The sequence below is a fragment of the Streptomyces sp. NPDC049585 genome (assembly GCF_040675615.1).
GTDB classification, from domain to species: domain Bacteria; phylum Actinomycetota; class Actinomycetes; order Streptomycetales; family Streptomycetaceae; genus Streptomyces; species Streptomyces luteosporeus.
Window position 1 is genome coordinate 1 of record NZ_JBFAPE010000010.1, and the last position, 20,125, is coordinate 20,125.

The following is a 20,125-nucleotide window of genomic DNA, read 5'->3' on the forward strand; positions in this document are numbered from 1 at the left end:
ACAACGTCCACAGGTCATCCGGCGCCATCCGCTGGACAAGCGCAGCAGTCATCACCCCAGACTGCCGCAAGATCACGCCAACTGAAATGACGTCTAAGATCGGCGCCATCGGTTGCGGCCCGACGGGCTTCCTGGACAGGACATGCCCCCACCCGCGCGAGTCACTCGTGCCCTGGGGGAAGTCACCTCGTGTCCATGCTCCTGCTGAAGCTCTCGGCCAACGATCTCCTGGAACTCAACGCCAGGCGCCGCATGGTTCCTCACTTGGCCGCACGGTGGCAGTACTTCCGCGGGAGCGAGGCGTCGGTCACCGAGCGGTTGGCGTGGGCGGAGAGCCTCGTCGCGCTGGCCGAGGACATGGTGGCCGCCGGCCGGGGAAACGTCGAGATGATCGTCGAGTGCTCGGCGACCGTGGACGAGCCGGACGACCCCGAGGACAGACACGTCATCGACGTCGTGCTGGTCGGGCGGCACCCGGAGAGCGGCCATCTCTCGGTGCAGCTCGTCGAGCTGAAACGCTGGTCCACCGTCACGCGCGTGGAGGCGGCCGCATCCGACATGGTTCATGTTCCGGGCATGAAGCCGAAAAAACACCCGGCCTTGCAGCTGGCCGCGAGTTTCGCGGCATTCGGCAGCGAGGCGGGTCCCCTTCACGGTCTGTCCTACGAGTGCGGAGGGTTCACCTACCTGCACAACGCGACCGAGAGCACCGTCTGGCCGCTCGTCGGTCCGGGCGCCCCCACCGGGGCATACGCGCACATCTACACTCAGGACAGGCGCGAGCGGTTGATGCGGGACCTGCGTCGGCACTTCGTCCACGACGAGGGCCAGTCGCACGCCGAGATCCTGCTGGCTCGCATGAACCTACGGAACACGCCCCTGCTCGATGCCATGATCAAGTCGAGGGGCGAGGACACCGTCTTCGCCCTGCGCAAGCAGCAGCGGGAAGTGGCGGACCATGTCGTCGAGGCCTCCACCATGGTGCTCGACGGTCCCGATCAGGAGGCGCTCGTCCCGAACCCGAGGCGCGCCGTGTTCGTCATCACCGGAGGAGCGGGAACGGGCAAGAGTGCCATCGGTCTGCAGCTCAAGGCGCAGTTCGAAGCCGAAGGGCGAAGCGTCAAATACGCGAGCGGATCGAGAGCCTTCAACGGCGCCATGCAGGAGCACGTGGGCTACGGCGACCGCGAGTTCAAGGAGAGCTTCACGTACTTCAGCAGCTTCGTCGCCACCCCGGACGAGCCGCTGGACGTCCTGATCTGCGACGAGGCGCACCGATTGCGGGAACGTTCCACCAACAGGCGCTGGTCGGCGGAGAAGCAGGGGAAGCGCCCCCAGGTGGACGAACTGCTCGATGCGTCCCGCCTCAGCCTGTTCTTCCTGGACGAAGGGCAGTCCGTTCGGCCGAACGACGTCGGCACCGTGGCCCTGATCAAGGATGCCGCACGACGGCGTGGAGCCGACTTCGCCCACTACGACCTCCGCCAGCAGTACCGGTGCGGCGGCAGCGACGCATACGTGCGCTGGGTACGGGACCTCCTCGGCATCTCCGGCCGGGAACCCGGCCAGTGGGTACCCGACGGGCTGATGCACATCGAGGTGGCGGACACCCCCGAGGAGCTCGAGCGGATCATCGTGCAGGAGGCCCGGGCCGGGGCCTCCGCACGCATGGTCGCGGGATTCTGCTGGCCGTGGACCAAGCCCCGCGGAAAGGAGAAGCGCCTCGAGGCCGATGTCCGTATCGGGGACTGGCACAGGCCGTGGAACGCCTACAGCGAGAGCTTCTGCGAGAACGGCGCGCCGCCGTCCAAGATCTGGTCGGTGCACGAGGGCGGTCTCGGCCAGATCGGCTGTGTCTACACCGCTCAGGGCCTCGAATGGGACTGGTGCGGGGTCATCATGGGTGACGACATGGTCCGGCGTGACGGTCGCTGGGTCTTCCGGCGGGGGAAGCAGCGCAGGGACAAGGAAGCAGGAGTGAACCGCGTTGCGGTCCCCGGTTCGCTCGACCCCGAAGTGCGGAAGAAGAACCTGGACGACGAAGACTTCGCCCGTTGCGTGCGCCACGCGTACAACGTGCTGCTGACCCGCGCGAGCCGAGCCACGGTGCTCTACTCCACGGACGCGGAGACCCGGGAATACCTCGAGTGCATGGTCGGCGATGTGCAGATCCACGGTCTTCGTCCCACGTGGGACAGCATTCCGCTCGAGGCACGTGTGCCGCATCAAGGGCGACCCGGGCGAGGCAGGGGCCGGCGGGCGCGGCGCAGGTCGCAGGTGCAGGTGAAGAAGGGACAGCAAACGCTGTTCTGAGACAAGCGGGGCGAGATGGTGTGGCGGGCTCTCCGGGCCCGCCACTGGCCTGACTCAGAAGAGCAGGCGTGCTGCCGATGCCAGCACCGTCGCCAGAAGACTGGAGGCGGCGCCGGCCGCGACGTCGACCAGGATCCTACGGAACCGGATACGACACTCGCACTGGTACTCGTCCGGGTTCATGCTTGGCCACTCCTGACAGTGAGTTGGGAATGGCAGGGACAGCCCTACCGGGCATCCGCACTCACGCCGCGTGCACGCACACGACGGATGACCATCCCCACTCACGACCGGGCGAGCCTGCGCGTGAACGTGGACCGCGTACCCCTCCGGGAAGGCGGGCAGCGCAAGTGATCCTACCGCGAGCGGAGTTGGGGCGCCGGCAGCAACCTCATGCCAGTGGCGAGGGGCTCCTGACGCCTCCCGATGCCAGCGGCTGGTCGGCCGGCCGTTGAAGACAGCACGGAGAAATGCAGCCGGCGCTTTCCAGTCGCTCGCGTAATTCAATTTACCGCGCCCGCTTATCGCCTCGTTATCGGCCTCCTAAAGAATTCCCGAGGCGTTTTATCGGGTCGATCGGTGTTGACTCCGCATTCCGTGATCGTGTTAAGTACTGGTCATGAGCCACGGGGGGTGCGGCTCGCAGAGTGCGGTTCCCTCCGGTGCTCCGTCCTAATCAGTCAAGACGGAAATGAGGTCCATCATGGACGCCACCATCGAGTTCGACGAGTTCGCCATCGACGAGATTTCCACCGAGGAGCTTCCCGACACCACCGGTCTGCCGGCCATGGGTGCTTCCAAGGGTGCTTCCTGCTGCGCGGCCAGCTGCTCCTGCTGCTCCAGCAGCAGCTGAGGTGTGACCCGGGGGCGGCGTTCGGCCGCCCCCCGGGCGCTTTTTTGGATGGAAGCCGCCGGACCTAGTGCAGGATGCCGTGGAATTCAGAGTCGATCAGCGTGTGGTGGTCAGGGCCAATCCGGTTCCTTTCGAGCACCTTGCACCGTCGTCCCACCGGAGTGCCTGGGAAGCTCTGGGCGCCGCCCATGAAGAGGTTCTCCGGGCTGCTGGTGCTGCGGATGAATTCCTGCACCGGCGCATCGGGGAAGTCGGAGAAGTCGGGGAAGCCGGCGAATCCGGTGAATCCGGTGATTCCGGAGTTCGTGCGGAACTCGTGCGGTTGCGGCGGCGGATTCGGCAGAAGCCGACCTCGTCGCCGGCCGATTCCGTGGCCGACGTGGGGGAGGTCGTCGCCCGGTGGGAGTTCGCCGTCCGGGAATTCGCCGGGCTCCTGGAGGAATTCCTCTCCCGCATTCCCGACGTCACCGGCTCCGAGCGGGCGCAGCTCGCCGCCGTGTGCCGGCAGGAGGACTTCGCCTCCTCACTCGCCCTCGTCAGCCTCGACCTGGACACGGCTCGTGCCCGGTACGCCGGCAATGTCGGGCGCTGGTCGCGGGGTGACCGCAAGAGTGAGGCCGGGCTCGTCGCCTATGCCCACCGGGCCATGCTGCGGACCAGTCCTCGGGCCCGGTTCACCGGGGTCGGGTTCGCTACGCCGGGTGCGGACCAGGAGAAGCCCACCCTGCTCCTCAGTGCTTTCGACGTTCAGCGGGGGGCCGTTCAGACCATCAGTGAGAGCGCGCTCGACCACGGCTCCGCCGTACACGTACGTCTCGCCCCGCTGCTGCCCGCCGGTGACGGGCGGCTGGGGTTTCTGCGCATCGGGGACGAGGGGCCGCGCCGGGTGACCGTCGGGCGTACGCCCCATCTCGATGCCCTTGTCGCCGTGGCCCGCTTCGGCGTGCACGAGCGTCGTGACGTCGTCAAGCGGCTTGCCGTGCGCCTCGGTTGTGCCGAGGGCGCTGCCGAGCGGGTCGTGGACGGCGCGTTGCGCGCCAAGGTCCTGCTGCCCGCGCTGGCTGTCGACGAGCAGTCGCCCCGGTTCCTCGACGACACCGTGGACGCCCTGCCGGACGGCGCCGAGGTGCGGGAGCCGCTGCGGCGCATCGCCGCCGCCGTCGGCGCGCTCCCCGAGCGGCGCAGGGCGCTGCTGGAGGACGTCGCGCAGGCTGCCCACCAGTTGCCCCACGCCGACCAGCTGGGGCTCGGGTTGTACGAGGATGCCGCTGTTGCCCTCGGTGCCCCCGATCTGCCGCAGGGCGTGCTGGACAGCGTCCGCAAGCTCCTTCCCGTTCTCAGCGCCTTCGACCTCAAGCACGATCTGCGGCTGGCGCTGCACGACGCCGTGCGCGCCCGCGGGACGCGGCTGTCCCTCACCGCCACCGCCGAGGACCTCGCCGCCGAGGCCGCCCGTGCCGTCACCGGTACCGACACCACTACCTTCACGCCGCGGCTCGCCGATCCCGCGCTCAACGAGGCGCTCGGACAGCTGTGGCGCTTCCGGCAGCGGGTGCTCACCGACATCGCCGAGCTCATCGGCAGCGACACACACGAGAACCACGAGGACCACGACGACGTCGCCCTGCCTGACTCCCTCGTCGCCGCCTGGCGCGAGGCGCTGCCCGCCTGGACCGACCGGCCCGACGCCTCCTACGCCCTCATGCTCCAGCCCGCCACCACCGGGCCGCAGTGGGTCTGCAACGGCATCTTCGCCGGCGCCGGCGCCACCCTCGCGCGCTTCCTGCACCTGGACTCCCTCGCCGGGGGCCGGGCCACGGAGGAGCTGCGCGAGCGCCTGCACCGTTTCCTCGGCCCGCGCGTGCTGGAGGACCGCGGCTGCCACGGGCTCAACACCGGCGTCCATCCGCCGCTGCTGCGCGAGGCCATGACCGCCGACGACTGGGCGGACGCGGTCATCGAGAGCGGTGACGCACCGGGCGACGTGCGGGTGACCACCCGCGACGGCCACCGGCCGGTGGTGATCACCTCCACCCGCTGGGACCTGCTGCCCGCGCCCAGCCGCATCGCGCTGTGGCTGCAGGGCGGCGGGCTGGTGCAGCCCACCTTCGACCAGTACCTCCGCCGCACCGCCGGCGTCACGCGTGTGCCGCGCATCCGTCACGGCGACCTCGTCCTGCAGCGGCGGCGCTGGTACCTGCCCGACCTGAGCCACCTGACCGGCGCGGCGGACGGCAGCGAGGCGGGGGTGCGCCGGCTGCTGGCCCTCGCCACCGAGCACAGCGTGCCCGACGAGGTCTTCTGCAAACAACTCGCCGCATGGCAGCGCGCCGGCGGCTCGATGCCCGACCTGACGACCACCGCGCCCCTGCAGCCCAAGCCCCGCTATCTGCACCTGGCCAGCCCGCTGGGCCTGAAGTCGCTGGCCCGCGACGCGGCCGCCTTCACCCATCCCTTCCTGGAGGAGTGCCTGCCCGCGCCCCGCGAGGGCGCGCACGCCCGGGAATACGTCCACGAGTTCGACCGCACCGGATTCGACCGCACGACAGGAGGCGCGGCATGCTGACCGTTCTGCGGGCGTACCACTACGCCCCGCGCAAGGCAGGGCTGCTCACCCGCGCCGTGCTGCCTTTCCTGGACGATCTGCGGCGGGCGGAGGGCCACGAGGTCGCCTTCGTCACCCGCCACTGGGACGGCGGCTCCCACCTCGCCCTGCACCTCGGCCCCGGCCCCGTCCGCGCGGACGCCGCGGCCCTGCTGGGCGAGCGGGCGGCCGCGCTCGGCGAGCCGGGCGAGGCCTGGAGCGAGGCGGAGTACGCCGCCCGGAGGCGGGAGTACGAGGCCGTCGAGGAGCGCACCGCCCGGCACGCCTCACCGTTCCCCCACGGCACCGTACGCGCCGACGTGCAGGACGACCCCGCACCGCTCGAGGCCGTACGGCACGCGATGCTGACCGGTCTGACCCGCGTGCTCGCGGACGCCGACGAGTCCGGCCCGGGCCTGGTGCTGCAGCTGATGCTGGCGGCCGGTTCCGTCTTCCCCGGCGGGCTGCGGTTCGGTTCCTTGTCGTACCGCTCGCACGCCGAGGCGTACCTGGCCGCCTCCCCCCACGAACACCCGCTGCGGGAACGCTTCGAGCAGGCGTACCAGCAGCGCGCCGGGGCACTGGACCAGCTCGTCGCCGACGCGCTCGCCACCCCCGCGGCGCTCCCGGCATACGGGACGTTCGCGCAGGCGTACGCACGGCTGCGCGAGCCGGACCTGGACGGCCCCGTCCGCGCGCTGCTCGGCGCCGCCGACGAGACCGCCGCCCTGCCGCAGCCCGGCCGGATGAGCGCCTTCCACGCCACCTTGCAGCACAGCGGATTCCACAGCAGGCCGCCCGAGGGCTTCCTGCCCTATCGCGTCCTGGTGAACTGGCTCTACGAGCTGCTCCCGGTGCTGGACGTCACCACTGTCCACCGTTACCTGTACTGCTACTGCACGGCCCGCGCCGTCGACGAACGGCTCGGCGAGGCATGGCAGGACCGCCTGAAGACGAGGCCCAACTGACATGCACCCCACCGAGATACGGCGGCTCAAGCTGCGCCCGAGCATCCTGTACGGCACCACGCAGACGTCGGTGTTCGTGCAGTCGCCGCGAGGCGCCTTCACCCTCAACCTCCCCGCGCCGCTGATCGATCCGGTGGCCGCCTGGCTGGAGGCCCTGCAGCGGCCGGCCACCGAGCAGGAACTGCTCGCCGCCGCCGGCGGGCCCAAGGCGGCGCCCGCCCTGGAGAAGGTGCTGCGGCACCTGCGGGGCCACGGCGTGCTGCTGGACCTCCCCGCGGAAGCAGCACCGGAGCACGTCCCCGCCGCCGCGGTCGCCTACGCGGAGAGCCACTGCCCGGGCGACCCCTACGCCGCCCTGCGCCGCCTGGCGCGGACCACGCTGACGCTGCGCGGCGAAGCGGACCTCGTCCGCGCCGCCGCCGACGCCCTCGCCGACCGCGGCATCACCCACACCACCGAGGACGACGGCGACCGTACGGGCCTGACCGTCCGGGACGCCGACGGCCGCCTCGCGGTCGAACTTCGGTACGCCGGCGAGCGGCTGTGGGTCGCCGCCAGCGACCTCGGCGCCGACCCGCGGGCCGTGGCGGAGCTGGAGCGCCGGCTCGCCGTGCCCGGCCGGCCCCGGCCCGCCGCCCGGCGCCTGGCCGCCGGCCTCGCCGCCGAACAGGCATTCCGCGAACTGCTGGAGCTGGCGCAGGCGCCCGGCACCGTGCACGTCGTCGACTCCGCACCCCTGGGCTGGCGCAGCCGGCGCATCGAGCGGGCCGCAGGACCGGTCGAGGACGTCCTCGACGCCCTCGACGAGCAGGCGCACCCCGGCGCCGACGACCTGGTGGGCTGCTACCGCTGGGACACCCCCGACGACTGGCAGCAGATCCCCCTGGCCCTGGCCCGCGTCCTCCCCGGCCCGGGCACCGGCCCCGGCACGGTCGAGCGCACGCCGGCCGCCGGCTGGGGCACCATCCGCAACGAGGCCAAGGCCCGGGCCCTCGCCGCCTTCCTGCGCGGCGACGGCCCCCACCGCGGAGCGGGCGTCACACTGCAGGCCGCCGTCGTGGACGCCGCCCTGCGCGAAGCCGCCCGCCGCCTGTCCGGCGCCCCGGACACCCCCTGGCACGAGGACGCGCCGGTGCCCGTCGTGGCCGAGGACGTCACCGGCCTGACCTGCCGTACGTACCGGGGCCCGGCCGGACTCGTCCTGGCCGAGGCCGCCGGGGAGCACGGGCGCGCCGCGGCCTGGGCCACCGACGCCGCCACCGCCCTGGACCACGCCGCCTGCGCCTACCTGGCCCTGCGTCAGGGAGTCGACGGCAACGGCGTGAGGATCGACACCACCGGCGCCACCGGCATCACCGCCACCGCCGACGAGGCGTACGCCCTTGCCGGGACGCTGCTGGGCGCCCCGGTGACCTTCCGCCCCGACGCCGAGGACGTGCTCACCGGCCACGCCCCGCTGGTCGCGGGCCACCTGGTCGTCACGGAGGCCCGGGCATGACCGGTACGAGCAGCACCCTCACCGCGGCCGACGTGCACCTCCACCCCGCACTCCGCCTGCCGCCCGCCCTCGTCGAGGGCTGCCGCGCCCTGGCGGACCGCGAGGACGCCCGCGTCCTGGTGATCGCCGGCCACGACCTGGCCTGGGAGTCGGAGGCCGTGCACGCGGCCACGCGCGACGGCCGCGCCCTGCTGACCGTGCGCATCTGGTCCGAGGAGGCCGAGGTCGGCCCGCTGTGGTCGCCCGCTACGGCCGCCGGTTGCCCGGTGTGCCAGGTCACCGCCCAGTTCCGCACCCGCGGCAAGGAGCAGGCGCCCGCGGCGCTGCGGGCCTCCGGGGGCACCGCCGAGGCCGCCCACGGCCTGCTGCGCGAGGCCCTCGCCCTCGCCGCGCAGGAACCGCTGCCGGAAGCGGGGACGCTGACCGTCTGCGCGACCGGCAGCAGCCGGCACCGCCTGCTGCGCCAGAGCGGCTGCCCCGCCTGTGCACCCGCCGGCACGACGGAGGCCGCCGGGGAACCCCGCCTCGGCGACCTCGACGCCGAACTGCGCCACGTCGACGGCCCGGACCTGTCCCTGGAGCACCTGCACCGGCAGCTCGTCGACCTGCGCTACGGCCCCGTCCTCGCCCTGCGCCCCATGCCCGACGTGCCGGCCGCCCTCGTCGGTGCCATGCACTCCCGCGAGGAGCGGGCCAAGGAGACCGCGGGGTACGGCCGCGGCCGCACCCTGGGCCGCGCCTCCCGTCTGGCGCTGCTAGAACGGCTGGAGCGCGCCGGCTCCCAGCACGTCGCGCGCACCGCCCGGCCGCTGGTGGCCGCCTACCGCGACATCGCCGGGCAGGCCGTCGACCCGCGCCGCCTGGGCATGCTCTCCGCCGAGCAACTCGCCCACCCCAACTGCCGCGTGGACCCCTTCACCGAGGACCAGCCGATGTCCTGGACGCCGGCCCGCGTCTGGGGCACCGGTCAGGAGCGGTACGTACCGCTGGAGTCGGCCTCCTACCACCTGCACCCGCGGCCGGTCCCCGGCCAGCGGTGGGGGCGCGTGGCCTACGAGTCCTCCAACGGCTGCGCCCTGGGTGCGAGCCCCGACGAGGCCGCCGTGCACGCGCTGCTGGAGGTGGTCGAACGCGACGCCTTCCTGCACACCTGGTGGTCCGGGCGCCCGGTCCCGCGCATCGACTGGCGGTCGGTGACCGACCCGACCACCCGCGAACTGCGCGCCCTGATCCGCCGGGCCGGCTACGAGATCCACCTGTGCGCCGTCACCCAGGACATCGCGCTTCCCGTGGTGTGGGCGCTGGCGATCAACACCTCCTCCCGTGACAAGTACAGCCTCACGGCGGCCGCCGCCCACCCCGATCCGGTGAGCGCGGTCCGGGCGGCCGTCACCGAACTGGCCCCCATCGTGCTCGGCGACCTCACGGCGCCCGACCGGCAGCGCGCCCTCGCCCTGCGCGAGGACCCCTGGCAGGTGACCGACCTCGACGACCACGTGCGCTGGTACTCCGTACCCGAGGCGGCACCGGCGTTCGAACCGTTCCTGTCCGGTCCCCTCGGCACGCTCGACGAGGCCTTCCCCGCCGCACACCGGCTGCCGCGGCGCCGGCGGCCGCTCGCCGAGGTCCGCGAGGACCTCACCGCCCGGCTGGCCGCGGCGGGGCTCGGGGAGGTGCTGGTGCTCGACCAGACCGGGCCCGAACACCGGGCGGCCGGGCTGCACGCGGCCCGCGTCCTGGTCCCCGGGGCGATCCCGCTGACCTTCGGCTACGCGCATCAGCGCGTGTTCGGCCTGCCGCGGCTGGCCCGGTTCGCCGGACCGCAGGACGGCGTGCTCGCCGACCGGCTCACGGTGCATCCCTTTCCCTAGGCGCGTCGTGGCTTGTCGCGCAGTTCCCCGCGCCCCTGACGGGGCGCCCGTGGTGCCGCATGACGAAGATCCGCCGGACACGCCCTGGGCCACCGAAGAACCCGCCGACGTTCCAGTCAGTCAGTCAGTCAGCCAGCCAGCCCGCCCCGCCCGTCCCGTAGGAGCAGCGCAGACCATGTCCCACCCCACGCATCCGCCGTCCGGCCGCGTCCGGGCGCTGCGGGAGATCCTGGGCGCCCAGCCCAGCGGCGACACCCGCCGCGACCCGCAGGCGGCACCCCACCTCAACCCCGTCCGCCGGGCCGTGGCCGGCGCGGCCGCGGGACGCGACCTGCCAGCCCCGCAGCCGCGCTGGGACCTGCTGGACGCACTGCCCTGGCCGCAGCCCGGCCCGCAGCGCACGGTGGACCTCGCGGACGTCGTGGCCACCGCCTGCGCGCCCGTCCGCTTCGAGACCGACAACCCCTACCCCGAGCACCGCCCCTACCCGTCGCCGCGCGCCAAGTTCCCCGTACGCGTCGTCGCCGACGGGCACCTGCTGGCCCCCGAGGCCGACGCCTACCTGCCCCTGCCGCAGGACGTCCGGCCGCAGGGCCGGGCGATCGAGACCGGCTCCGCGCTGCGCACGCTGCCCGACTTCTACGGGCCGCTGCGCCGGGTGCTGGCCGGGCTGGAGACCGGGCACCTGCTCGCCTCCGTGGCGCTGCTGGGCGCCGCCCTCGGCCGCCCGGTCGAGGTGACGGGCCGGGCGGGGGAGCAGTGGGCCGGCTGGCTGGAGGCGCTGACGGGCGGGGACGTCGTACCGGGCTACCGCATGACGGACGCCGCCCTGCCCGCGTCCGCCGACCCGGCCGGCTCCGGGCCGAGCTGGGCGCGGACGGTGTGGGCGCGCAACAGCGGCCGGGTGCCCCGGGGTTTCGCCGGCTTCACCGCCACGCGCACCACCGTGCCCGCGGACGCCTTCCGCCGGGCGCTGGCCGTGCTGTCCGCCGCCGGCACCGGCCTGGGCGTGCTCGCGCAGGCCCGGTCCGTGCTGCACCTGTACTGCTGGGTGCGCGGCGTCGAGGGGCTGCGCGACGGTCTGTACCGCGTCGACGGCACCGAGGCCCACCGCGTGGGCGACTGCGCGCCTGCGAGCGGCGGGCTGCTGATCGATGCCGCCCCCGTCCCCTCGCTCGCCTTCGACCTCGACCGGTGCACAATGGTGTGGATGTTCGTCGCCGACCTCGACGCCGCCGCCGGCCTGCAGGCCACCGGCACCGGGTCCGCCGGCACCGCCCCCGACCCCGCCCGCGTCGCCGACGACGTGCTGGCCGCCACCGGGTGGCTGGCCCAGCACCTGTCCCTGGCCGCCGCGGCGCACGGGATGTTCGCCCGGCCGCTGCGCAGCTTCCGCGGTGACCTCGCGGCCGAGGCACTGGGACTTCCCCCGCACCAGCAGGCGATCTACCAACTGGCCTGCGGCAGCGGCCGGTTCGACGAACCGGGGCTGGATGCCCGCCCCACGCCCCCCGAACTCGAAGGAGCAACGGCGTGACCGCCATCCCGTCCGAGCAGCGACCGGCGCCGGGATGGCTGTCCTGGCACGTCCACGTGGCCGCCGACCCGACCGGCACCGACCACCTCGCCCCGCTCATAGCCGGCCCCCTCGCGGAGCTGATCGCCGCTCAGCGCGCGGCGGGCCGTGTGCGGAACTGGTTCTTCATCCGCTACTGGGAGGGCGGCCCCCACCTGCGCCTGCGCATCCTGCCCACCGCGGCGGACGACGCCGGCCCGCTGGACGCCGCCGTGCACGCCGCCTTCCGCGACGTGCCGACCACGGGTCACGACCCCGCCGTCTACCTCGACGGCGTCCGCGACCTCGCCCGCGCCAGCCTGCGCGCCGACCCCACGGTCGACCCGCACCTCGCGGGCGTCGTCCTCGACCCGGGCGTCCACCGCGCCGTCTACACCCCCGAGACCGACCGCTACGGCACCGGCGAACGGCTGGCCCTCTCCGAGGCCGCCTTCGCCGCCTCCAGCGACCTCGCCGTGCTGTCCGCCGGGCAGTCCCCGAGCGCGGTGCAACTGCGCCTGCTGGGCATCGAGACGATCTGCAAGGCCGCCCACCGCGCCCGCCCGCACGACGTGGACGGCTGGCTGCAGCGCTACGCCGCGTACTGGCGTACGTGGGCCGGGCTCGCCCCCACCGCCGTCTTCCCCGCCGACCGGCTGGCCGCCGAGGCGGTGCAGTGGGCCACCGTCCTGCGCGAGCGCGCCGGCGTCACCGCCGACCGGCTCATCCGGCGCGGCGGCCCGCTGGCCGCCTGGGACACCGCCCTGGCCGCCGTCCTGGACGGCGTCGCCGACGGGCCCGACGCCGCCGCGCGCCGGGAGAGCCTGTGCATCTCCCACAGCCACATGACCCTCAACCGGCTCGGGCTGCTGGTGCACGACGAGTTCGCGCTCATCGAGACGGCCCGCTTTCTGCTGCCGGTGCCCGCGGGGGCCTGAGCCCCCGGCGCACCGACCGCCCCTTTCCGTACCACCCACCGCAGGAAAGCTCCCCCCATGCCTCCTTTGCTCCTGGCCGAAGACCTCACCGTCCACTACGGCGGCGCCCCCGTCGTCGCGGGCGTCAGCCTGCAGGTCGAACCGGGCAGATGCGTGGCCCTCGCGGGGGCGAACGGATCCGGCAAGTCCACCGTGCTGCGGGTGCTGGCCGGACGGCAGGAGGCCGACGGCGGCAGCGTGCTCCTCGACGGTGAACCCGTACGCGAGAGCGACCCCCGCTTCCGCCGCGACGTCGCGGTGTCGATGGACGGCGGCGAGTGCTTCCCCGACCTCACCGTCGCCGAGCACGTGCGCATGGTCGCCGCCGCCCACGGCCTCGGCCGCCGCGCCGCCGCGGCCGCCGCCGACGTCCTGGACCACCTCGGGCTCGCGGCGCACCACGACGCCTTCCCCGCCACCCTCTCCGCAGGACAGCGCCAGGCCCTGCTGCTGAGCGCCGCCCTGGTGCGCCCCGCCCGGCTGCTCATGCTGGACGAGCCCGAACAGCGCCTGGACGCCCGCGCCAAGGAACGGCTCGCCGCCGTCCTCGGCGCGGCGAAGGAGGCGGGCACCGGCATCGTCCTCGTCTCGCACGAACGCTCCCTGGTGGAGGCCGTCGCCGACCACGTCGTCCTGCTCGCCTCCGGGCGCTGCGTCGCCCAGGGCGAACCCGCCCGCGTCCTCGCCGAGGAGGCCGCGCCGTGGCGGTGAAGAACACGACCGGGGCCCGTACGGCCGGTTACGCCGCTCCCGGAGCCCCCGACCCGCTGCTCGACCTGACCGGCGCCACCACCGAGGCACTGCGCGGGGCGCACGACGCCCGGCGCGAGCGCGCGGGGCGCTCCGGCCGCCCCCGGTTCGCCGGCGGCTGGCAACTGCTGCTCGCCCTCACCGCCTTCGTGCTCGTCGTGGCCGGCGTCCTGCACACCGCGCCCGGCGCCGGACGGGCCGTGGGCGCCCCCGCCTCCTCCGCCACCGCCCTCGCCCTGACCACCGGCACCGGCGCGCTGCTGACGGCCGCCGCGCTGTGGCTGGCGACCTGGCTGGGCCCGGTGCTGCTGAGCAGCCACGAGGTCACCTGGCTGCTGCCCCTGCCCGGTGACCGCGGCCGCATGCTGCGGCCGCGGCTGCTGGCCGGCCTCGGCGTGGCCGCCGCGGTCGGTGCCGTCGGCGCCGTCCCGCTCGCCGCCGTCGCCCAGGCGGCCCTCGGCGCGGCCGCGCCGGCGGCCGTCCTGGTCGCCGTCCCGGCGACGGTGGCCGCGGCCCTGCTCGCCGCGGCCCTCGGCGTCCTCACCCAGGCCCGGCCCGCCCGTTCCCGCGCGCTGCGCACCGCCGCGGCCGTCGTCGGCGCCCTCGGCGCGGCCACGGTCGCCACCTGCGCGTCCTTCCCGCTGCTCGGCAGCGTCCTCGCGTGGAGCGGCCCGTGGGGCTGGACCGGCCGGGCGGTGGCCGACGCCGCCCGCGGCGACCTCCTGCCCGCCGCTGCGTTCACCACGGCCGTCGTCGGCTGCGCCGCGGCGCTCCTGGCCCGCGCCTTCGGCCTGCTGGGCGAGCTGCCCGCGGCCGAACTCGCCGCCCGGGCGCAGCACGGCTCCCGCGCCGGGCAGGGCGCCGCCCTGCTGGACGTCCGCGGCATCGCCCTCGTCGCCCAGTCGGTGGCGCGCGCCGGACGCGGCCGGGCCCGGTTGCGCCTGCCCCTCCCGGCCGGCAATCCGCGGCTCGTCCTGCTGTGGCGCGACGCGCTCGCGTTGCTGCGCCGGCCCGCCCGGATCGCCGCGGCCGTGGTCTGCCAGGTGGCGGGCGTGCTCCTGCTGCACCTGGTGCAGCAGTGGGGGCAGGCCCCGGACCACCCGTCGGTCGGCGGCCCCCAGGCCGCGCTGTTCGGCTGGATCCTGGTCCTCCCCCTCTACCTGGCCGCCTGCGCCCTGACCGAGGGCGCCCGCCAGGACACCGACAACCTCACCCGCACCCGCCTGCTGCCCTTCGCCCCGCACACGGTGGCGACCAGTCATTTCGTCGTGCCCACCGCGGCCCTGTGCCTGCTCGGGCCCGCGGTCTCCTGGGTCACCTGCCTGCTGACCGGCCTGCCGGCAGTCGCCTGGCACCAGTGGGCCCTGGTCACCACGATCGGCGCCCCGGCCGCGGTCGGTGCCGCGCTCATGACGGCGTACCGGGGCGCCATGCGCTACGACCTGATGTTCCTCTCGCCGGACTGGTACGCCGTCCTGCCCTTCCTCATCTGGTACGCGGCCCCCACCCTGATGTGCACGGCCGTCGCCGCGCCGCTGCTGTGGCAGTCCGTCGTCTCCCCGCACGCCGCGCAGGCCGGCGCCGTCGTCCAGCTGGCCATCGCCTCCGCTCTGGCCCTCGCGCTGAGCGTCCGGCGCGTGCGCGCCCAGGCGCGCGCGATGAGCGGGACGACGCCCACCGGCTGAACCGCCGGGCCTCCCACCGCCGTTGTCCGGAAAACGACGCTGCCCGCCGGCTGTGCTACCGAACGGTAGCCGCCGGCGGGTAGCTTTTCGGATCCCGTGCAACAGGCGGAGTCGAGGAGGCGGCACATCGTGCGCATGAGGTCGTGGGCGGCCGTGGCGGCCCTGGTCGGCGCCCTGGTCGCGGGCGGGCCGCAGCCGGCCTCGGCGGCGGGGACCGACTCCTGCGCGCGGCCCGCGCGGGCCGAGGTGTTCCGCGAGGGCGGCGTACCGGTCCTCGACTGGCGGGAGAACCTCGAGTTCGACGGCCGGGGCACCCTGTGGGTCTCGCACTCCGGCAAGGGCAGGGTCGAGGGCTACGGGCCGGACGGCAGGCTCAGGGCGAGCCTCCCGGTCGTCGGCCCTGGGGCGCTGCGGCGCGGAAGCGACGGCATGATGTACGTCAACTACGGCGTGCACCCGCTCGCATGGGACGGCGGCATCCTGCGGTTCGACCCCACCGCCGCGCAGCCGCGACCGCAGAAGGTCGTGGGCGGCCTGCACGGCATCAACGGCCTCGCCATCGACGGCGAGGGCAACTTCTACCTCAGCCGTGAACTCGCCACCGGAATCCTCAAGGTCCGGCCCGACGGCAGCAGGGACGACGACTGGACGCGGCGGGCAGGCGTCTTCGGTACCAATGGACTGGAGATCGTCGGCGACCAGCTGTACGCCAGTGTCCTCGCCGACGCCACCTCACGGGTGGTGCGCATCCCGCTCGCGGCGCCCGAGCGGCACACCGTCGTCGCCCGGCTCAGCGACGGTCTGCTGCACACCCGGCTCCTCGACGACCTGACCGCCTTCCACGACGGCAGCCTGGTCGTCGCGAGCTTCCGCTACGGCCGGCTCGTCGAGGTCGACCCGGCCACGGGACGGTCCTGCACGCTGGTGGACGGCCTGCACATGCCCACCAGCGTGCGGGTTCCGCGCGGGTTCGGCGGCGCCGACCCGCGGCGCGAGCTGTTCGTCTCCGAGGCGTCCGGGCGGATCATGAAGATCACCGTCGGCTGAGTCGGGCCCCTTTCAGGGGCGGGCCCGTTCCAGGACCTCGGTCAGCAGCGAGCCGACCAGCCGGACGCCGTCCTCGGTGAGCACCGACTCGGCATGGAACTGCAGGGAGGCGAAGTGCGGACCGCGCAGCGCGTGCACCTCGCCCGTACCGGTGTCCCGGCTGACCTCCACCACGCCCACGCCCGGCGGCTCGGTCTTGTCCTCGGCCGAGCGGACGGCGAAGGTGTTGTAGAAGCCGACGCGTTCGCGGGCCCCGAAGAAGTCGATCTCCCGCTGCACGCCCTGGTTGGGGGCGTCCCGGCGCACCAGCGGCAGGCCGAGCCGCAGCCCGAGCACCTGGTGGCTCAGGCACACCGCGAGGAAGGGCCGCTGCTCCTGGAGCAGGGTGTCGATCGCCGAGGTCAGATGGGCGATCTTGGGGTGGTCCGCGGCGCGGGGGTCGCCGGGGCCGGGGCCCATCACGACGAGGTCGTGGCCGTCGAAGGCGTACGGCTCGTCGAAGCGCCGGACCGTCACGCCAAGTCCCAGGGAGCGCAGCTGGTGGTCGATCATCGAGGTGAAGGTGTCCTCGGCGTCCACGACCAGCACCCGGCGGCCGGCCAGCGCCGGGTCGGGCCGCTGCCGCCGCTCCTGCTCGGTGAGCCAGAAGCCGGCGAGCGTCGCGTTGCGGCGCTCCAGCGCGGCGCGCACGTCGGGATGATCGTCGAAGCGGCGGGGGCCGTGGGCCGGCGCGGCGGGCGCCGGCTCGCCCCGCAGGGCGGCGAGCAGCCCGGCCGCCTTCGCGGCGGTCTCGGCGACCTCGGAGGCCGGGTCGGAGTGGCGGACGAGCGTGGCGCCCACCCCGATGCGCACCCGGCCGCCGGCGTCGATGTCGGCGGTGCGGATGAGGATGGCGGAGTCCATGGCCCGCTCGCCGTGCGCGTCACGGCCGACGAGGGCCAGCACGCCGCTGTAGTAGCCGCGGCCCTGCGGCTCGTACCGGCCGATGACGCGGCAGGCACTCTGCAGCGGGCTGCCGGTGACGGTGGGGGCGAACATCGCCTCGCGCAGGATCGCGCGGGGGTCGCGGGAGCTGCGGCCCTCGATGAAGTACTCGGTGTGGGCGAGGCGTCCCATCTCCTTGAGGCGGGGCCCGACCACCCGGCCGCCCGCGTCGCAGAACCGGGCCGTCATCTTCAGTTCCTCGTCCACCACCATGTACAGCTCGTCGGCCTCCTTGCGGTCGGCGAGGAAGTCCATGACCCCCTCCAGGTCGGGCCCCGCCGGCGGGTAGCGGTAGGTGCCGCTGATGGGGTTCATCACGGCGGTGCCGCCGGTGAGGCTGACATGGCGCTCGGGGGTCGCGCCCACGAAGGTGCGCGAGCCGGTGTGGACGACGAACGTCCAGTACGCGCCGGACTCGCCCTGCAGCAGCCGCCGGAAGAACGACAGGGCGCTGTGCGGCGTGTAGCCGGTGATGTCGGTGACGAACGAGCGCTTGATGACGAAGTTGGCGCCCTCGCCGCGGCCGATCTCGTCGGCGACGACCCGGCGCACCGTCTCGGCGTAGGCCTCGTCGTCGACGTCGAAGCGGCCGCCGGCCACGGTGATCGGTACGTCCGGCAGGCGCCGCAGCGCCTCGGGCACCGGCAGCAGGCCCTGGCCCGTGACACTCATGGCGATCAGCGGCTCGCCGTCGTCGACGCAGGCGAAGCCGCGCTCGGCGATCTGCCGGTACGGCACGAGCGCCAGCACCTCGTGCCGGGCCCCGCCGCCGGGGGCCTGCCCGGGCAGGGGCAGGTCCGCGAGTGCGGCCGGCGTGGAGATCTCGCCGACCAGGACGTCCAGGTGCCCGGGGCCGGTCGCCTCGGGGCGGTGCAGCAGGGCGAACGCGGGCGGGTCCGGGGACAGGACGCGTGCGAGGAGGTCCGCGGCAGCGCCGGGGGTGCCGGTCACGCGCCCACCTCCAGCGCGGCCTGCGCACCGAGCCCGGCCAGGACGGTGTCCGTCGTGCAGACGACGGCACAGCGCTGGGCGGCGTACTGCAGGGCCATCCAGTGGTGCTCGGCGGAGAAGTCCGCCACGGCGTCCGCCACCAGGAAGGTCTCGATGTCGTTGGTGAACGCCTCGACCGCGGTCATCAGGACGCCCACGTGCGCGTAGACGCCGCACACCACGAGCTGGTCGCGGCCGCGCTCGCGCATCCAGCGCAGCAGGCCGGATCCGAAGAAGGCGCTGTAGCGCCACTTGGTGAACACCATGTCGTCGCCGCGCGGCGCCAGCACCTCGACGACCTGCCGGTCGGCGGGGTCCACGCGCATGCCCGGACCCCAGAAGTCCTTGAGCAGGCCGCGCTGTTCGTCGGTCATGCCGCCGGGCTGCGCCGTGTATGCGACGGGCAGGCCGGCCGCCGCGCCGCGTACGCGCAGGGCGGTGGCGTTGCGCACGAGCGGGTCGCGGACGGCGGCGGGCAGCGGCCGCAGGAAGTAGCGCTGCATGTCGTGCACGAGCAGCACGGCACGCCGCGGATCCACGCGCCAGGCGGCGGTGTTGCCGGGCAGGTCCCGCGCCGAGGGCAGGGGGTAGGGCTCGATGGGAGGTATGCCGGCCATGGCGGTGCTCTCCTTCGCTGTCGGGGCAGGGGCTCGGGGGCCGGGGCGGTGCGCCGGGTCAGGCGGCGGCGGCCGGGGTCGTCCGGCCGGCCGCCCACCAGGCGGAGACCACGGACAGGGCCTGGGCGGGGTTGAGCCGGGGGTCGCAGAAACTCGTGTAGCGCTCGCCCACCCGGCCGGCCTGCTCCGCGCCGTGCACGCACTCGGTCACGTCGTCGGGGGTGGTCTCCAGGTGCAGCCCGCCCGCGACGCCGCCCGCGGCCAGCACCGCGCCCCGGAACTCCTCGGCCTCGCGCGCCACGGTGGCGAGGAAGCGGGTCTTGAACCCCTCCGGGGTGGCGACGGTGTTGCCGTGCATGGGGTCGGTGAGCCAGATCACCGGGTGGCCCGCGGCGCGTACGGCCGTGACGAGCGCGGGCAGCCGCCCGGCAGCGGTGCCGGCGCCCATCCGCGCGATGAGGGTGAGCCGGCCGGGCTCGCGGCGCGGGTCGAGCCGCTCGCACAGGGCCAGCAGCTCGCCGGGGGTCGTACCCGGACCCACCTTGCAGGCCACGGGGTTGGCGACCGCGGCCAGCAGCCGCACGTGCGCCCCGTCGGCCTGCCGGGTGCGCTCACCGATCCAGGGCCAGTGCGTGGAGGTCAGCAGCAGCCGGTCCTGCTCGTCCCGGCGGACCATGGGCAGCTCGTAGTCGAGCAGCAGCGCCTCGTGGCTCGTCCACACGGGCGCACCGATGCGCGCGGGCCCGCCCGGGCCGCGCCAGCCGAGGTGGCCCATGACCGCGCGGGCGGCCTCGTAGCCGGCGAGCAGACGCTCGGGGTCGGGGCGCCGCACGGCGGGGTCGGGCTCCGGGCCGTTGACCATGTGGCCCCGGTAGACGGGCAGGTCGACGCCGCCGATGCGCTCGGTGGGGTTCGAGCGGGGCTTGCCGTACTGGCCGGCCATCCTGCCGGCGCGCACCACGGGCCGGCCCGTGTCCAACTGCAGGGCGCCGGCCAGGAGGTTGACAAGCCCTGCCTTGCGGGCCACCGCGGCCCGGGTCGACTCCGCGGGGTCCTCCGCGCAGTCGCCCGCCTGGACGACGTGGGCCTGACCCGCGGCGACGCGGGCCAGCTGCGTGCGCAGCACGTCCACGTCGTCGGCGGCGACGAGCGGAGCACGCGTCGCCAGCTCCTTGCGCACCTGCCGGACGTGCTCGGCGTCCTCCCACGGCGGCTGGTGCAGCGCCTGTTCGTACCGGATGCCGGGAACGGCGTCGTCCACTGTTTTCTCCAATCGCGAAAGGCCGGTGAAACAGCCGCACTCGGGCGGGGAACCGGGAAATCGCAGGGGGAAGGACGGAAGGGAAGGGTGCGCGCGGGGGCGAATGCCGCCGAACCCGCCGCGACCGTGATCCTCGTGGACAGGATGCGGGGCGCCAAGCGGGCCGGCCGTA

At 74.3% G+C, this 20,125-nt stretch carries 15 protein-coding genes; 11 read left to right on the forward strand and 4 right to left on the reverse strand.

Annotated elements, in window-relative coordinates; genetic code table 11:
* Positions 1–195: 195 nt before the first annotated feature.
* Entirely contained in the window at positions 196–2,313 is a 2,118-nt protein-coding gene (locus tag AB0K17_RS13705; protein WP_365983131.1) for a DUF2075 domain-containing protein, read from the forward strand.
* Between the two features lie 54 nt (positions 2,314–2,367).
* Here the strand turns inward: AB0K17_RS13705 and AB0K17_RS13710 are convergent, their stop codons facing one another.
* Complete coding sequence (locus tag AB0K17_RS13710; RefSeq protein WP_365983069.1) at positions 2,368–2,496, reverse strand: DUF6408 family protein; 129 nt, start codon at positions 2,494–2,496, stop codon at positions 2,368–2,370.
* Between the two features lie 520 nt (positions 2,497–3,016).
* Between AB0K17_RS13710 and AB0K17_RS13715 the strand changes: the two genes are divergently transcribed.
* The 10 genes from AB0K17_RS13715 (at position 3,017) to AB0K17_RS13760 (ending at position 16,101) form a co-directional block, all read left to right on the forward strand.
* Complete coding sequence (locus AB0K17_RS13715; protein WP_361746921.1) at positions 3,017–3,166, forward strand: thiazolylpeptide-type bacteriocin; 150 nt, start codon at positions 3,017–3,019, stop codon at positions 3,164–3,166.
* A gap of 370 nt (positions 3,167–3,536) precedes the next feature.
* A complete protein-coding gene (locus AB0K17_RS13720; RefSeq protein ID WP_365983070.1) occupies positions 3,537–5,732 on the forward strand; it encodes a lantibiotic dehydratase in 2,196 nt (731 codons plus the stop codon).
* Complete coding sequence (locus AB0K17_RS13725; RefSeq protein ID WP_365983071.1) at positions 5,726–6,718, forward strand: lantibiotic dehydratase C-terminal domain-containing protein; 993 nt, start codon at positions 5,726–5,728, stop codon at positions 6,716–6,718. The genes AB0K17_RS13720 and AB0K17_RS13725 overlap by 7 nt, the downstream gene beginning before the upstream one ends.
* 1 nt (position 6,719) lies before the next feature.
* Complete coding sequence (locus AB0K17_RS13730) at positions 6,720–8,216, forward strand: hypothetical protein (protein WP_365983072.1); 1,497 nt, start codon at positions 6,720–6,722, stop codon at positions 8,214–8,216.
* Positions 8,213–10,087, forward strand: a complete 1,875-nt coding sequence (locus AB0K17_RS13735) for a YcaO-like family protein (RefSeq protein WP_365983073.1) — start codon at positions 8,213–8,215, stop codon at positions 10,085–10,087. Before AB0K17_RS13730 ends, AB0K17_RS13735 begins: the two co-directional genes overlap by 4 nt.
* A 175-nt stretch (positions 10,088–10,262) precedes the next feature.
* Positions 10,263–11,624: a hypothetical protein gene (locus AB0K17_RS13740; protein WP_365983074.1), complete on the forward strand. Its 1,362-nt coding sequence runs from the start codon at positions 10,263–10,265 to the stop codon at positions 11,622–11,624.
* Positions 11,621–12,580: a lantibiotic dehydratase C-terminal domain-containing protein gene (locus AB0K17_RS13745; protein ID WP_365983075.1), complete on the forward strand. Its 960-nt coding sequence runs from the start codon at positions 11,621–11,623 to the stop codon at positions 12,578–12,580. The genes AB0K17_RS13740 and AB0K17_RS13745 overlap by 4 nt, the downstream gene beginning before the upstream one ends.
* Positions 12,581–12,637: 57 nt before the next feature.
* Positions 12,638–13,330 (forward strand): ABC transporter ATP-binding protein, encoded by a 693-nt coding sequence (locus tag AB0K17_RS13750; RefSeq protein ID WP_365983076.1) that lies wholly within the window; start codon positions 12,638–12,640, stop codon positions 13,328–13,330.
* A complete protein-coding gene (locus AB0K17_RS13755; RefSeq protein WP_365983077.1) occupies positions 13,321–15,054 on the forward strand; it encodes a DUF6297 family protein in 1,734 nt (577 codons plus the stop codon). Before AB0K17_RS13750 ends, AB0K17_RS13755 begins: the two co-directional genes overlap by 10 nt.
* 129 nt (positions 15,055–15,183) lie before the next feature.
* On the forward strand, positions 15,184–16,101 hold the full coding sequence (locus AB0K17_RS13760; protein WP_365983078.1) for a hypothetical protein: 918 nt from the start codon (positions 15,184–15,186) through the stop codon (positions 16,099–16,101).
* A gap of 12 nt (positions 16,102–16,113) precedes the next feature.
* Here AB0K17_RS13760 and AB0K17_RS13765 read toward each other — a convergent pair whose 3' ends face one another.
* From AB0K17_RS13765 to AB0K17_RS13775, 3 genes are read right to left on the reverse strand one after another with little or no spacing between them, the layout of a single operon-like run.
* The gene (locus AB0K17_RS13765; protein ID WP_365983079.1) at positions 16,114–18,036 is read right to left on the reverse strand and encodes an anthranilate synthase family protein; all 1,923 of its coding nucleotides are present in this window, start codon (positions 18,034–18,036) and stop codon (positions 16,114–16,116) included.
* On the reverse strand, positions 18,033–18,692 hold the full coding sequence (locus AB0K17_RS13770) for an isochorismatase family protein (protein ID WP_365983080.1): 660 nt from the start codon (positions 18,690–18,692) through the stop codon (positions 18,033–18,035). Before AB0K17_RS13770 ends, AB0K17_RS13765 begins: the two co-directional genes overlap by 4 nt.
* Before the next feature lie 58 nt (positions 18,693–18,750).
* Positions 18,751–19,953: a 3-deoxy-7-phosphoheptulonate synthase gene (locus AB0K17_RS13775; RefSeq protein ID WP_365983081.1), complete on the reverse strand. Its 1,203-nt coding sequence runs from the start codon at positions 19,951–19,953 to the stop codon at positions 18,751–18,753.
* Positions 19,954–20,125 lie beyond the last annotated feature (172 nt).

What these genes read in the sequence shown, in the direction of transcription:
- AB0K17_RS13705 (WP_365983131.1), top strand. Translation starts at nt 196, where the DNA reads ATGCTCCTGCTGAAGCTCTCGGCCAACGATCTCCTGGAACTCAACGCC.
- AB0K17_RS13710 (WP_365983069.1), bottom strand. Translation starts at nt 2,496, where the DNA reads ATGAACCCGGACGAGTACCAGTGCGAGTGTCGTATCCGGTTCCGTAGG.
- AB0K17_RS13715 (WP_361746921.1), top strand. Translation starts at nt 3,017, where the DNA reads ATGGACGCCACCATCGAGTTCGACGAGTTCGCCATCGACGAGATTTCC.
- AB0K17_RS13725 (WP_365983071.1), top strand. Translation starts at nt 5,726, where the DNA reads ATGCTGACCGTTCTGCGGGCGTACCACTACGCCCCGCGCAAGGCAGGG.
- AB0K17_RS13730 (WP_365983072.1), top strand. Translation starts at nt 6,720, where the DNA reads ATGCACCCCACCGAGATACGGCGGCTCAAGCTGCGCCCGAGCATCCTG.
- AB0K17_RS13735 (WP_365983073.1), top strand. Translation starts at nt 8,213, where the DNA reads ATGACCGGTACGAGCAGCACCCTCACCGCGGCCGACGTGCACCTCCAC.
- AB0K17_RS13740 (WP_365983074.1), top strand. Translation starts at nt 10,263, where the DNA reads ATGTCCCACCCCACGCATCCGCCGTCCGGCCGCGTCCGGGCGCTGCGG.
- AB0K17_RS13750 (WP_365983076.1), top strand. Translation starts at nt 12,638, where the DNA reads ATGCCTCCTTTGCTCCTGGCCGAAGACCTCACCGTCCACTACGGCGGC.
- AB0K17_RS13770 (WP_365983080.1), bottom strand. Translation starts at nt 18,692, where the DNA reads ATGGCCGGCATACCTCCCATCGAGCCCTACCCCCTGCCCTCGGCGCGG.